Genomic DNA, 13,857 nt, shown 5'->3' with positions numbered 1-13,857 from the left:
GTCCGTAGCGGGTGCTCGTTCAGAACGAGCGCATCAGGGAAATGAAGGCCGATGACTGAGTACCGCGTCGTGCCATCGGGCTGTCCTTTACTGCATTGCCGAACCACTGGTTGGCGACCACGCCGGTCGCGCGCCACTTCGTGCCCAGGGGCGTGCTGACCGCGATCTGCAGGCTCGGTGATGTCGCGCTGCCCGGGTTGTAGGCGGCAAGTCCCGAGCGCAGCGCTTCCTCATCGCTGATGCCGTAGTAGTAATCCAGCAAGCGTGCGCTGGAGTGGACCACGCCGACCTTCGGGACCCAGGTGAAGCGACCCGCCTGGATCGGATAGCTGTAGTGCAGGCGCGACTCCATGCCACCTCCGTGCCCGGTGACCTCGCGCATCACGCTGGCCTCGACGATGCCCCAGTCGGCGCTGTATTCACCATTGATGCCGGCCATGGCGGACATCTGCCGGCTGTGCAGCCGGCGCAGCTGCGGATCGTTCACGTCGTCGGTCTTGAAGCGCAGCGTGTAGGGCGTGACCGCCGCCGACAGGCGCAGGCCCTCGCGCTTGTAGAGGTACATGCCCAGCGAGCCCGGGCTGGCGAAGAAGCGCTGGCCCTGCCAGGCAATGGACGGGACCACCAGTGGCTTGACGTCGTAGTGCGCATACGCGCCCGAGGTCGCGCCAGCACTGATGCCGGCCTGTACGCCCGGGTTGCTGTCGGCGGCCTGCGCGAACACCGGCAGGCCAAAGGCAGCGGAGAACAGCAGCGGGCGCAGCAGGGTCGAGGGCAGTGGCGGCATCGGTCAACGACGTTGCGGAGGATGGCTGCGCATGATGGGGGAGCAACATTGTCAGAACATTGCGTCGGCGCATCCGCCAGGCCGAAGCGGAAAAAGTGGGCGCCAGGCACTATGATCGGCACCGTTTCCGGTAGCCGAGCCCCCGATGCGCATCCTCCTGGTCGAAGACGATCCTGACCTGTCCCGTGCCCTGCAATCGGGGCTGGAGCGGCAGGGCGTGGTCGCCGATGTGGTTGGTTGCCTGGCCGAAGCGGCCATCGCGCTGCGCGAACCGGTGCACCAGCTGATGCTGCTCGACCGCCAGTTGCCTGATGGCGATGGCGCTGGCTTCGTTGCCGTTGCGCGGGCCCTGCGTCCGAACCTGGCGGTGATCATGCTGACGGCCAAGGGCACGCTGTCGGACAAGGTCGAGGGCCTGGATGTCGGCGCCGATGACTATCTGGTCAAGCCGGTGGCGATCGAGGAACTGATGGCGCGCATCCGTGCGGTCTCGCGACGGCCCTCGGCAATGGTGACACCACGCTTGCGACTGGGCCGGCTGGAGTTCGATTTCGAATCGCTGCAGGCGCAGGTCGATGGCCAGCTGCTGGCGCTGCCCCGGCGCCAGGTGCTGGTGCTGCAGGCGCTGGCGATGCGGCAGGGGCGTACCGTCACCCGCAGTGCACTGGAGGCGGCGGTGTACGGCTTCGATGACGAGATCCAGTCCAATGCACTGGACGCGCATATCTCCAAGCTGCGCAAGGCGCTGCAACAGGCCGGGGCCGGCGTGGAGATCCATGTGATCCGCGGCGTCGGCTACCTGCTGGCGGAGGCCTGAGATGGCACGCCCGATCCGTTCCATCACCCTGGGCCTGGCCTGGCGCCTGTTCCTTGCGCAGGCGTTCACCGTACTGTTCGCGGTGGTCGCGCTGATCCTGACCTGGGGTGACAAGGACTCCTGGGGCATGGACATGTTCACGGCCGAGGCGGTGGCCAAAGCCGTGCACAGCGAAGGCGGCCGGCTGGAACTGGACCAGGCGCGCTGGGACAAGCTCAATGCCGGGGCCGGCGGCAACCTCTGGTTCGCGGCGGTTGATGACAGGGGCACGTGGCTGGAGCGCGGCACGATTCCTGCGGTCCACGCGCCATTGCTGGCACGCTTGCCGACAGTGGGCGCCACCGAACTGGGTTCACTGGTGCCACCCTATCTGGACGTGGCGCGGGTGATGATCCGCAACGAGGATGGACGCCGCATCACGGTGATGGTCGGTGGTGCTCCGAAGGGTGGGTTGCTGGATGGCGCGCTGATGGTGCTGCGCCTGATCGGCCTGTGGTTCTTCCTGCCGTTGATCGTGATCACGCTGCTGGTGATGCCGACGGTGATCCATCGCGCGATGCGCGGCGTGCGCCGCTCCGCGCAGCAGGCCAAGGAACTGGACATCGGCCAGCCGGGCGCGCGCCTGGATGCGCAGCTGGTGTCCACCGAGGTCGCACCACTGGTGGAAGCGTTCAACGATGCGATCGACAAGGTGCAGCAGGGCTATGCAGCGCGCGACAAGTTCCTCGCCGATGCCGCGCATGAGCTGCGCGTACCGATCGCGGTGGTGCAGGCGCGCCTGTCGCAGCTGCCGCAGGGTGAACTGAAATCGCAGTTGCTGACCGACGTCGCCCGCCTCGGCAACGTGGCTGAGCACCTGCTCGACCTGCAGCGTCTCGATCGCAATGTCGGCGCGCTGCAGCGGCTGGACCTGGCGTTGCTGGTGCGCGAGGCGGCCGCCGATCTGGCGCCGCTGGTGGTCGGCGCCGGTTATGGCTTCGAGGTGGATGCGCCGGAGTCGCCCGTGTGGATCCATGGCGACAGCCTGGCGCTGGGGCGGGTGATCGCCAACCTGGTGCACAACGCCATCGTCCATGGCGGCGGGCGCGGCACGATCTGCGTGCGCCTCGATGCACGCGGCCTGCTGGAGGTCAGCGACCAGGGCGCCGGCATTCCGGTCGGCGACCGCGAAGCGATCTTCGAGCCCTTCCACCGCCTGCGTGCAGCCGGCAGCGGCAGTGGCCTGGGCCTGCACCTGGTGAAGGAAATCGTGCAGCACCACGGTGGCTCGGTCAGCGTTGGCGAAGCGGCTGGCGGCGGCGCCAGCTTCAGAGTCAATTTCCACCGCGGTACCGTACGGCGCTGACAGGCGCACGGGGAAAGGCCCGATAGGCAGCCTGCGGCCTCCAGCGGCAGGCTGGGGAAATGGTTCCCGATCGATCCGCCCCGGCCCTGTTTGGCTTTGGCTGCGCTGCAGGCCTGGTGCTGGGGGCGCTGGCCTGCGTGCAGATGCCGATGTTGCTGCCGCTGTGGCTGAGTGTGCTGATGGCGATCGCCGGCGCCGGCGGCTGGCTGTTGCCCTGGCGCGGCCGTGCCTGGGCCGCGGCCCTGCTCGGCCTGGCCTGGGCAACGGTGCACGGGCACTGGGTCCTGCATGGCCAGCTGCCACCCGGCGCGCCACCGCAGGATGTGCAGGTGCGGGGCCGGGTTGCCGACCTTCCCCAGCAGGGGCCCGGCTACACGCGTTTCGTGCTGCATGTCGAAGATGCCGGCGCGCTGCCATCGCTGCGTGGCAAGCGCCTGCAGGTGACCTGGAACGATCCGTGGCGCGGATCGCCGGCGCACGAGGCGGAGGGCGAGCGCCATGCGGTTCGCGCAGGATCGCATTGGCAGTTGTCGCTGCGCGTGCGCGCGCCACGCTCGCGGATCAATCCCGGCGGCTTCGATGGCGAGCGCCACGCCGTGCTGCGGGGCATCTCCGGCAATGCCTCGGTGCGTGATCCGGCCCGTGCGCGGGAGTGGCTGCCGGCGCAGGGCCTGCAGGCCTGGCGGGAACGCAGCAGTGCGGCGATCGCCGTGCAGGTGGCACATCCTGCCGCGCGGTTCGTGCAGGCGCTGGCACTGGGCGATACCCGTGGCCTGTCCGATGCCGACTGGGAACACCTGCGCGCGCTGGGCCTGACCCATCTGGTCGCCATCTCCGGTTTCCACGTGGGCGTGGTGGCTGGCTTCGGTGTACTGCTGTGCCGCTTGTGGTGGTGGCTGTGCCCGCTGCTGGGACGGTACTGGCCACGGCCGCAGGCCGCCGCATGGGGAGCGGCGCTGGCCGCAGCCACCTATGCCGTGGCGGCGGGTGGTGCGCTGCCGACGGTGCGCGCAGCGCTGATGATCGGGCTGGTCGCACTGGCCAGGGCCGGGCGTCGCCCGGTGGGCGCAGGGCAGGGGCTGGCGTTGGCCGCGATGGTGATGCTGTTGCCTGCGCCGCTGTCGGTGCTCTCGGCTGGATTCTGGCTGAGCTTCGGTGGCGTGCTGTGGCTGCTCTGGTGCCTGCCGAGGACGGGGCCGGAGGGAATCGGTGGCGGGCTGCGCGGGTTCCTTGCCGCGCAGGGTGTTGCCAGCCTTGGGCTGCTGCCGCTGTGCATCGCCTTGTTCGGCGGGACGGCGCGGCTGGGGCCGCTGGTCAACCTGCCGATCATCCCGTGGTGGACAATGCTGGTTGTTCCGCTGTCGCTGCTCGGTACCGGCCTGCACGTGCTGCATGACGGCGCGGGGCGTTGGGCCTGGCGTGCCGCGGCCTGGCTGTTCGAGCTCAGCTGGGAGGCCCTGCAGCCGTTGGCACTGCATCCGCAGGCGATGTGGTGGCTGGCCGAGGCGCCGCGCTGGGCGCTACCCGTGGCCTTGCTGGGCGTGTTCTGGTGGCTGCTGCCGCGCGGCGCCGGCGGTGGCCTGGCGGGCCTGCTGCTGTGCCTGCCGCTGCTGTGGCCGGCCCGGCATGCACCGGCCGCGGGGGAACTGGAGCTGCTGGTGCACGATGTCGGCCAGGGCACGGCGGTGCTGGTGCGCACGGCGCGGCACGCGCTCTGGTACGACGTGGGGCCGCCGACTGGCGGCGAGGGCAACGAACGCATCCTGGTCCCGGCCCTGCGCGCGCTCGGCCAGGGGCCGCCCCGGCAGGTGATGCTCAGCCATGACCACCTGGATCACACCGGCAGCCTGCCCAGCCTGCGACGGCAGTTGCCCGGGCTGCAGCTGCTGGCGCCACCGGGCAGCACCATCGGCGGCGCCACGCCCTGCCAGCAGGGGATGCGCTGGAAGTGGGACGGGGTTGATTTCCAGGTCCTGCACCCGGCGCCGGGCGGCCGGCAAGCCGAAAACGAGGACAGCTGCGTGCTGCGCATCGCCAGCCGTCACGGCGTGGTCCTGCTGCCGGGTGACATCGGTCGACCGGCCGAGGGGGCGCTGCTGCAGGCGTATCCGCACGCGCTGAGGGCGGACGTGGTACTGGTGCCGCACCATGGCAGCGGCGGCAGCTCCAGTGCGCCGTGGGTTGCGGCGGTGGCGCCGCGGCTGGCGGTGGTCTCGGCCGGGCACCGGAACCGCTTCGGCCACCCGCGCCAGGAGGTGGTCCAGCGCTGGCAGGCGCAAGGCGCGGAGGTGCTGGCCACGGCCGACTCCGGGGCGATCCGCGTATGGCTTGGCGCACAAGGCCTGCAGCTGCGTGAACAGCGCATCCATGCATCCCGGTGGTGGGATGCCGCTGGGCGGGCGCGGTCGGCTGCTATCCTATCGCCGATCGAACAAGCGGCCGTTGGGCCGGAGGGTTGAAACGTGTGGGAACTGGTCAAGGCCGGTGGCTGGCCGATGGTGCCGCTGCTGCTGTTGGGCGTACTGGCTTTGGCGATCATCCTGGAGCGTTTCTGGTCCCTTCGGCGGACTGAAGTGCTGCCGCCCGGCCTCGGCCAGGAAGTGCGCAACTGGGCCGCTCGCGGCAAGCTCGACCCGGCCCACCTGCAGACCCTGCGGGCGAACTCGCCGCTGGGCGCGCTGCTGGCTGCCGCTCTGGAAGCCCGCAACCGCCCGCGCGACCAGATCCGCGAGCGCATCGAAGACACCGGCCGCCACCTGGTACACCGCATGGAGCGATTCCTGAACGCACTGGGCACCATTGCCTCGGCCGGCCCGCTGCTGGGCCTGCTCGGCACGGTGATCGGCATGATCCAGATGTTCCTGGGCATCCTCGACCACGGCGTGGGCGACGTGAACCAGCTGGCCGGCGGCATCGGCAAGGCGCTGGTGTGCACCGCCACCGGCATGATCGTGGCGATTCCGGCGCTGATGTTCCATCGCTACTTCAAGGGCCGCATCCACGGCTACGTGGTGGAGATGGAGCAGGAAGCCAGCGCCCTGCTGGATACACTCGACGGCCGCCCCGGGGTGATGAACCCGGCCCCGGCCGCGCGCCAGTCCGGCGCCGCCACGGCGAAGGCCTGATCGATGCGTATCGGCAACGACCGATCCCAGGATGAGCCGCATATCGACCTGGTGCCGCTGATCGACGTCATCCTGGTGCTGATCATCTTCTTCGTGGTCACCACCACCTTCGACGCGCGTTCGACGCTGCAGGTGCAGTTGCCGACCGCCAGCCAGCAGCAGACCAACGAGCCGCCGCGCTCGCTCAGCGTGCTGATCAACGCCGAAGGCCGTTACTTCATCAACGACCAGGAAGTGCTGCGCAGCGACGTAGAGTCGGTCAAGCAGACCATCGCCGCCGTGGCCGGCAGCGATCGCGAGCAGACCGTGCTGCTGCGTGCCGACGCACGCACTCCCTACCAGGCCGTGGTGACCGCGCAGGACGCGCTGGGTCAGCTCGGCTTCCGCCGTATTGCCATTGCAACAGCACCCGAGGTGCGTCCATGAGTTCCAATCACGCGCCGGTGTGGCCGATCTACAAACGTCTGCTGGGGTACACCCGCGCCTATTGGGTGTTCATGGTGGCCGCGGTCATCGCCATGGTGGTCGAAGCCCTGGCGGGCTACCACTTCACCAAGTTGATGGAGCCGCTGGTCAACCGCGGTTTCGTCAACCCGGAACCGCGCATGGCGGTGATCCTGCCGCTGACCATCCTGGGCCTGTTCCTGATGCGCAGCGTCGCCACCTGGGTGAGCGACTACGCGCTGGCCAAGACTGGTCGCAGCGTGGTGCGCGACCTGCGCGAACAGGTGCTGGCCAAGTACCTGCACCTGCCGTCCTCGCATTTTGATACCGAAGCGACGCCGGTGATGGTCAGCCGCCTGAACTTCGATACCGAACAGGTCACCCAGGCCAGTGCCGACGCACTCAAGACCGTGGTGGCCGACACCCTGACCATCATCGCCATGCTGGCGGTAATGCTGCAGATGAGCGTGAAGGTCACCGTGGCGATGCTGGTGGTGGTACCGCTGATCGGCGTGATCGTGTCCTACGTGGGCAAGCGCTACCGCCGCATCAGCCGTGGCATCCAGGATGGTATGGGTTCGATGGCGCAGACCGCCGAACAGTCGCTGGCGGCGCAGCAGGAAGTGAAGGTGCACGGCACCCAGCAGCATGAGATCTCGCGCTACTCGCGCCTGGCCAACCGCATGCTGTCGCTGAACATGAAGGTGGAAGTCACCCGTGCTGCCGCCTCCAGCGTGGTGCAGTTCCTGGCCGCGCTGGCGCTGGCGGTGATTGTCTGGGTGTCGACGCGTGAAGCGCTGGCCGGTCGCCTCAACGCCGGCCAGTTCATGGGCCTGATGACCTCGATGATGGCCATCATTCCTTCGCTGCGCCGCCTGACCAGCGTGCAGACCTCGATCTCGCGCGGCGTGGCCGCCGCAGAGCGCCTGTTCGGCATCCTCGACATGCAGGTCGAGCGTGACGAGGGCCGCAACAGCGTGCAGCGCGTACGCGGCGAACTGGCCTTCGACCACGTCATGCTGCGCTACCGCGAGGACAGCGGCATTGCCCTGGACGACATCAGTTTCGTTGCCAAGCCCGGCACGGTCACCGCCATCGTGGGTCGTTCCGGCAGTGGCAAGACCAGCCTGATCCGGCTGGTGCCGCGCTTCTATGAGCCCAGCGGTGGTGTGATCACCCTCGATGGCGTCGCGCTGGATGACTATCCGTTGGCCGACCTGCGTCGGCAGGTGGCGATGGTCGGGCAGAAGGTCATGCTGTTCGATGACACCATCGCGGCCAACATCGCCTATGGCATGGAAGCGAGCGAGGAACAGATCCGTGCGGCGGCCGAAGCGGCCAATGCGTGGGAGTTCATCGCGCGCATGCCGCAGCAGCTGCAGACCCCGGTCGGCGAGAACGGCGCGCTGCTGTCCGGCGGCCAGCGCCAGCGCCTGGCGATCGCCCGCGCGATCCTGCGTGACGCCCCGATCCTGATCCTCGACGAAGCCACTGCCGCGCTGGACAACGAATCCGAGCGACTGGTGCAGGATGCGCTGCAGCGCCTGATGCCCGAACGCACCACGCTGGTCATCGCGCACCGCCTGTCGACCATCGAGCATGCCGATCAGGTGCTGGTGATGGACCACGGCCGCATCGTTGAACGGGGTACCCACAAGGAGCTGCTTGCCATGGGTGGCCTGTACCAGCATCTGCACAGCATGCAGTTCCGCGAAAGGCAGGACTGATGGCTGGCAAGGGTACCCAGACCCCGCCGTACTGGTACGACGGCAGCCCGGTTCCGTGGGCGATGCGCCTGCTGGCGCCGCTGTATGCCGGCGTCACCGCGCTGCGCCGCCGTGCCTACCGGCGTGGATGGCGCAAGCGCTACGCGCTGCCGGTGCCGGTCATCGTGGTTGGCAACATCACCGCCGGCGGCACCGGCAAGACGCCGCTGACCATCGCCCTGGTCGAGCGCCTGCGTGCGGCCGGCTGGAAGCCGGGCGTCGCCAGCCGTGGCTATGGCCGTGAAGACGCTGACAAGCCGCTGTGGGTGCAGGCCGACACGCCGACCGCCAAGGGCGGTGACGAACCGGTGCTGATCGCCTGGAAGACCGGCGTACCGGTGCGCGTGGACGCTGACCGCGTGGCCGCAGGCAAGGCACTGATCCAGGCCGGCTGCGACGTGATCGTCTGCGATGACGGCCTGCAGCACTACCGGCTGGCGCGCGACATCGAGATCGAAGTGGTCGATGCCCAGCGGCGCTACGGCAACGGCCGGATGATTCCCGCCGGCCCGCTGCGCGAGCCGGTCAGCCGTGCCGGCGAATGCGATTTCCGCGTGGTCAACCTGGGCCAGGCCGATGAGGAAAGCGCGGCACAGGCCTGCGGTTTCGGCCAGTGGCCGATGGCCCTGCACATCGACAGTGCGCAGCCGCTGGCCGGTGGCCGCGCGCGCCCGTTGTCGTACTTCAAGGGCCAGCGTGTTCATGCGGTTGCCGGCATCGCCCATCCGCAGCGCTTCTTCGACATGCTGCGCGCGCGTGGCATCGGCGTGGTGCCGCACGCCTTTGCCGACCACCAGGCCTACCAGCCGCAGGACCTGTCCTTCGGCAGCCAGCTGCCGGTGCTGATGACCGAGAAGGATGCGGTGAAATGCCGCGCGTTCGGCAACGATTGGCATTACGCGGTGCCGTTGCGTGCCGAGCTGCCTGCCGCGTTCTGGGTGGCGCTGACCGACCGCCTGGACAAGCTGCGACCGAACTGAGCGGCGCGGCGGCGCTTGCATTCACGTGCCGCCGGCCGCATCCCCATTGTAACGAGCCTGCCGAGTATTGCCCCATGACCGAATTCGTCGTCGCCATTCCGGCCCGCTATGCCGCCTCGCGGCTGCCGGGCAAGCCGCTGCGCCTGCTGGGTGGTGAGCCGCTGGTGCTGCACGTGGCGCGCCGCGCGCTGCAGGCCGGCGCTGGCGAGGTCTGGGTTGCTACCGACGATCAACGCATCGCCGACGCGCTGTCCGGGCTGGCCGAGGTGAAGGTGGCCATGACCGCCACCTCGCATGCCTCCGGTACCGACCGCCTGGCCGAGTGCGCGCGCATCGCCGGCTGGGCCGACGACACCGTAGTGGTCAACCTGCAGGGGGATGAACCGTTCGCGCCGGCTGCGGGAATCCGTGCGGTGGCCCAGGCGCTGGTTGAAGGCAATGCGCCGATGTCGACCCTGGCGACCACCGTGGAGGATGCAGAAACCCTGTTCGATCCGAACGTGGTCAAGCTGGTGCGCAACGTGCGCAACGAGGCGATGTACTTCAGCCGCGCGCCGATTGCCTGGCACCGCGATGGCTTCGCGCGCAGCCGCGACGTGCTGCCGGAAGGGCATGCCTGGCTGCGCCACATCGGCATCTACGGCTACCGCGCCGGTTTCCTGCAGCAGTTCGCGGCGATGCCCCCGGGTCGGCTGGAGCAGGTCGAATCGCTGGAGCAGCTGCGCGTGCTCGAGTCCGGCTACCCGATCAGCGTGGCGATCTCGCCTGAACCATTCCCGGCGGGCATCGACACGCCCGAGGACCTGGAGCGCGCCGAAGCACTGCTGCAGACGTTGGCTGCCCGATGAAGCTGCTGGTCGTCTGCCTCGGCAACATCTGCCGTTCGCCGATGGCCGAAGGCGCGCTCCGCGCACGCCTGGACGCTTCGCCACTGGCGGGGCGCGTGCAGGTGGATTCGGCCGGCACCGGTGACTGGCATGTGGGCGAGCCGCCGGACCGGCGTGCGATCGCCTGCGCGGCCGGGCACGGCGTGGACATCGGCGGCCTGCGTGCGCGCCAGCTGCACGCCGCTGATTTCGACCGCTTCGACTGGATCCTGTGCGCCGACGAGGCGAACCTGCGGGACGCGGGACGCTTGGTGGCACCCGCCCAGCGTGAGCGGCTGGCGCTGTACCTGCCCTGGTCGGGCGGGGAGGGGCAGGCGGCCATCCCGGATCCCTACACCGGCGGCAGCGATCACTTCGAACAGGTCTGGACGCTGGTCGACAATGCTGCAAAACGTGCAGTGGCACGACTGTTGCATGACGCCGACTCCGGCATAATCGGGCCATGAACGTCCAGCCCGTCCCGGACCTGCCCGAGTTCGCCACCTGGCTCAATGCCGCCCCCTGTACCCTGACCGAACTGCGCGGTCGGCCGGTGGCGCTGTTGTTCGTCAACGCCGCTTCTGCCTGGAGCGCGCAGCGCCTGGCCGAATTCAGTCAATGGCTGTCGCGTCACCCTGGCATGCTGCAGCCGCTGGTCCTGCAGGTACCCCGCTTCGATTTCGAGCGTGACGCCGGCGCCGCACTCAAACTGCTGCGCCGCCAGGGGCTGTCAATGCCGGTCCTGCTCGATGCCGACTGGGATGGCTGGCGTCGCTTCGGCATCACATCGTGGCCGACCGTGGTGCTGCTGGACGCGCAGGGTCGCGAGCAGCAACGGCTGGTCGGGCTGGGGGCTCCGGGAGATCTTGAGCGTGCGTTGAATGCGCTGTGCCACGGCGCGCCGTCGGCACCGCCGCGCGGCGGTACCGAGCTGCATCCGGAGCCGCGGCAGGCCCTGCGTTTTCCGCTGGGCCTGGCGGTCAGCACCGAACGCCTGTACATCGCCGACAGTGGGCATCACCGCATCCTCGAATGCAGCCACGGCGGCCGCATCCTGCGTCAGTTCGGGCTGGGGACGGCCGATTTCATGGACGGCAACCTCGCCGAAGCGGCGTTCCATCGCCCGCAGGCGCTGGTGCTTGAGCGCGACGCACTGTACGTGGCCGACACCGGCAACCATGCCGTGCGCCGCATCAACCTGCTGACCGGCATCGTCGACACGCTGTGCGGCAATGGCCGCCCCGGTGCGCCGGTGGAGGGCCCGGTAGCACAGGCGCGGCAGGTCTCGCTGGACCACCCGGTCGGCCTCGCCATCGCCGATAACCAGCTGCACATCGCCATGGCCGGCGACAACCGTATCTGGAGCTACCACCTGGGTCAGCGCAGCCTGCAATGGCGTGCCGGCAGCGGTGCCATCGACGAGCGTGACGGCAGCGGCCATCTGGCCGCGTTTGCTCAACCGACTGCACTGGCCGTGGTGCAGCAGGTGCTGTACGTGGCCGATGCGCTGGGCTCCTCGATCCGTGCACTGCAGCTGCGCGGGGATCTGGTGCAGACGCTGGTCGGGCAGGGCCCCTGGCGTTTCGGTGACGAAGATGGCCCGCGCGCGCAGGCCAGCCTGCAGTTCCCACAGGCGATCGCGCTGAGTCCGGATGCGCCGCTGCTATGGATTGCCGATACCGGCAATGGCCGCCTGCGCACGCTGCGTCTGGGCGGTGGCGAACTGACCACCCAGCCGCTGCCGCGCCGCCTGCACGGCCCGGCCGGGTTGGCCGTGGGTGCCGGTGCGGTGTGGATCGCCGAGACCGACGCCCACGCCATACTGCGATTCGACCCCGAAAGCGGCGTGCTCAGCGAAGTGCCGATCAGCGAATGACCGACGTTCCCGCCCCGGCCTTCGACGGCAAGGCCTTCGCGGCCCAGCTCAGTACCGCCCCCGGTGTGTACCGCATGTACGCGGCCGACGACACCCTGCTGTATGTCGGCAAGGCGCGTGCGCTGCGTAACCGAGTCGGCAGCTATTTCAACGGCAGCCCGAAGAATGCGCGGATCATGTCGATGATCTCGCAGATCGTGCGCATGGACGTGACGGTGACGCGCTCGGAAGCCGAGGCGCTGCTGCTGGAAAACCAGCTGATCAAGTCGCTGTCGCCGCGTTACAACGTCTCGCTGCGCGACGACAAGACCTACCCGCATGTGCTGCTGACCCGCGAGGACTGGCCGCGCATCGCGCTGCATCGCGGCCCGCGCGCCATTCCCGGCCGCTACTTCGGGCCGTATCCCGGCGTCACTGCGGTGCGCGAAACGCTGAACCTGATGCACAAGCTGTTCAAGCTGCGCAGCTGCGAGGACAGCGTGTTCCGCAACCGCTCGCGGCCGTGCCTGCAGTACCAGATCGGCCGCTGCAGCGCGCCCTGCGTGGAGCTGGTGGCGCCTGCCGAGTACGCCGAATCGGTGCGTCGCGCTGCATTGTTCCTGGAAGGCAAGAGCGACGAACTGACCCGCGAGCTGGGCGAGCAGATGCAGGCCGCCAGCGAGGCACTGGAATTCGAGCAGGCCGCGCGCCTGCGTGACCTGATTTCCTCGCTGCGCAGCATGCAGACCCGCCAGTACGTGGATGGCCGTGCTGCCGACCTGGACGTGCTGGCGGTGGCCATGCAGGGCTCGCAGGCCTGCGTGCTGCTGCTGGCCTTCCGTGATGGCCGCAACCTCGGCACCCGCCCGTTCTTCCCGCGCACCAATGGTGAAGAAAGCCCGGAGGAAGTGCTGGCCGCGTTTGTCTCGCAGTACTACATCGAATTCGAGCCACCGCGCGAGATCCTGCTGGACCGCGAGATCCCCGATGCCGACCTGCTGGTCGCCGCGCTGTCGGCCTCGGCCGAGCGCAAGGTGCAGCTGAAGTGGAACGTGCGCGGCGAGCGCGCCGGCTACGTGGAACTGGCCAGCCGCAACGCGCAGCTGACCCTGGCCACCGAACTCAACAGCCGCAACGCGCAGCATGCGCGCAGCGACGCACTGCGCGAGATGCTGGGCCTGGCCGAGCCGGTCAAGCGGGTCGAGTGTTTCGATATCAGCCACACCCTGGGCGAGGCTACCGTGGCCTCGTGCGTGGTGTTCGACGCTGCCGGTCCGGTGCGCGCGCAGTATCGCCGCTTCAACATCAGCGGCATCGAGCCAGGCGATGACTACGCCGCCATGCGCCAGGCCATCGACCGCCGTTTCCGCCGTGCGGTGGAAGAGCAGGGCGTGCTGCCGGACGTGCTGCTGATCGACGGCGGCGCCGGGCAGCTGGCGCAGGCGCAGGCCGCACTGGCCGACCTGGGCGTGGAAGGTGTGCTGCTGGTGGGCGTGGCCAAGGGCGTGGAGCGGCGCGCTGGGCATGAAGCGCTGGTGATGCCCGACGGCCGCGAGCTGCGCCCCGGCGCCGCCAACCCGGCGCTGCAGTTCATCCAGCAGGTGCGCGACGAGGCGCACCGCTTCGCCATCACCGGCCACCGCGGCCGCCGGCAGAAGGCGCGGATGACCAGCAAGCTGGAGGACATTCCCGGTATCGGGCCGCGCCGCCGCGCCAGCCTGCTCAAGCATTTCGGCGGCCTGGTGGGCCTGAAAGCCGCTGGCGAAGCGGAAATCGCCAAGGTGGAAGGCATCAATGACGCCCTCGCGGCACGTATCTACGCTAACCTGCACGGGTTGGCCACGCCTGATGCGGCCGAGTAGAGAGAGAAGC

12 protein-coding genes are annotated in these 13,857 nt (G+C 69.0%); 11 read left to right on the top strand and 1 reads right to left on the bottom strand.

From position 1 onward, the window contains the following. Nucleotides 1-19: 19 nt before the first annotated feature. Nucleotides 20-787, bottom strand: coding sequence for a MipA/OmpV family protein (locus AC5P9L_RS02065; RefSeq protein WP_495230533.1), 768 nt, complete (start codon nucleotides 785-787; stop codon nucleotides 20-22). 145 nt (nucleotides 788-932) lie between these two features. On the opposite strand from AC5P9L_RS02065, the gene AC5P9L_RS02060 reads away from it, so the two are divergent. The 11 genes from AC5P9L_RS02060 (at nucleotide 933) to uvrC (ending at nucleotide 13,847) form a co-directional block, all read left to right on the top strand. Continuing rightward, a complete protein-coding gene (locus AC5P9L_RS02060; RefSeq protein WP_005408870.1) occupies nucleotides 933-1,604 on the top strand; it encodes a response regulator transcription factor in 672 nt (223 codons plus the stop codon). 1 nt (nucleotide 1,605) lies between these two features. Beyond that, entirely contained in the window at nucleotides 1,606-2,949 is a 1,344-nt protein-coding gene (locus tag AC5P9L_RS02055; RefSeq protein WP_049397611.1) for a sensor histidine kinase, read from the top strand. Nucleotides 2,950-3,008: 59 nt separating this feature from the next. After that, nucleotides 3,009-5,408, top strand: a complete 2,400-nt coding sequence (locus tag AC5P9L_RS02050; RefSeq protein WP_049417678.1) for a DNA internalization-related competence protein ComEC/Rec2 — start codon at nucleotides 3,009-3,011, stop codon at nucleotides 5,406-5,408. Between the two features lie 3 nt (nucleotides 5,409-5,411). Beyond that, nucleotides 5,412-6,074, top strand: coding sequence for a MotA/TolQ/ExbB proton channel family protein (locus tag AC5P9L_RS02045; protein WP_005412819.1), 663 nt, complete (start codon nucleotides 5,412-5,414; stop codon nucleotides 6,072-6,074). Nucleotides 6,075-6,077: 3 nt separating this feature from the next. Then, a complete protein-coding gene (locus tag AC5P9L_RS02040) occupies nucleotides 6,078-6,500 on the top strand; it encodes an ExbD/TolR family protein (RefSeq protein WP_004152323.1) in 423 nt (140 codons plus the stop codon). Next, nucleotides 6,497-8,245, top strand: coding sequence for a lipid A export permease/ATP-binding protein MsbA (gene msbA / locus AC5P9L_RS02035; protein WP_005412820.1), 1,749 nt, complete (start codon nucleotides 6,497-6,499; stop codon nucleotides 8,243-8,245). Before AC5P9L_RS02040 ends, msbA begins: the two co-directional genes overlap by 4 nt. Continuing rightward, nucleotides 8,245-9,264 carry a tetraacyldisaccharide 4'-kinase gene (lpxK, locus tag AC5P9L_RS02030; protein WP_049397614.1) on the top strand — a complete coding sequence of 340 codons (1,020 nt, stop codon included), beginning with the start codon at nucleotides 8,245-8,247 and terminating at the stop codon, nucleotides 9,262-9,264. Before msbA ends, lpxK begins: the two co-directional genes overlap by 1 nt. Nucleotides 9,265-9,338: 74 nt before the next feature. Then, the gene (gene kdsB, locus AC5P9L_RS02025; RefSeq protein ID WP_049397615.1) at nucleotides 9,339-10,112 is read left to right on the top strand and encodes a 3-deoxy-manno-octulosonate cytidylyltransferase; all 774 of its coding nucleotides are present in this window, start codon (nucleotides 9,339-9,341) and stop codon (nucleotides 10,110-10,112) included. Continuing rightward, nucleotides 10,109-10,597, top strand: a complete 489-nt coding sequence (locus AC5P9L_RS02020) for a low molecular weight protein-tyrosine-phosphatase (RefSeq protein WP_005408877.1) — start codon at nucleotides 10,109-10,111, stop codon at nucleotides 10,595-10,597. Before kdsB ends, AC5P9L_RS02020 begins: the two co-directional genes overlap by 4 nt. Then, nucleotides 10,594-12,006 (top strand): hypothetical protein, encoded by a 1,413-nt coding sequence (locus AC5P9L_RS02015; protein ID WP_012479687.1) that lies wholly within the window; start codon nucleotides 10,594-10,596, stop codon nucleotides 12,004-12,006. The genes AC5P9L_RS02020 and AC5P9L_RS02015 overlap by 4 nt, the downstream gene beginning before the upstream one ends. Continuing rightward, complete coding sequence (gene uvrC / locus AC5P9L_RS02010) at nucleotides 12,003-13,847, top strand: excinuclease ABC subunit UvrC (protein ID WP_005408879.1); 1,845 nt, start codon at nucleotides 12,003-12,005, stop codon at nucleotides 13,845-13,847. Before AC5P9L_RS02015 ends, uvrC begins: the two co-directional genes overlap by 4 nt. The last annotated feature ends 10 nt before the right edge of the window (nucleotides 13,848-13,857 follow it).

The organism is Stenotrophomonas sp. YJH_SMC_64 (genome assembly GCF_059371375.1).
Note: the sequence above shows the minus strand (reverse complement) of the source record. Positions and strands in the feature narration are given on the sequence as shown.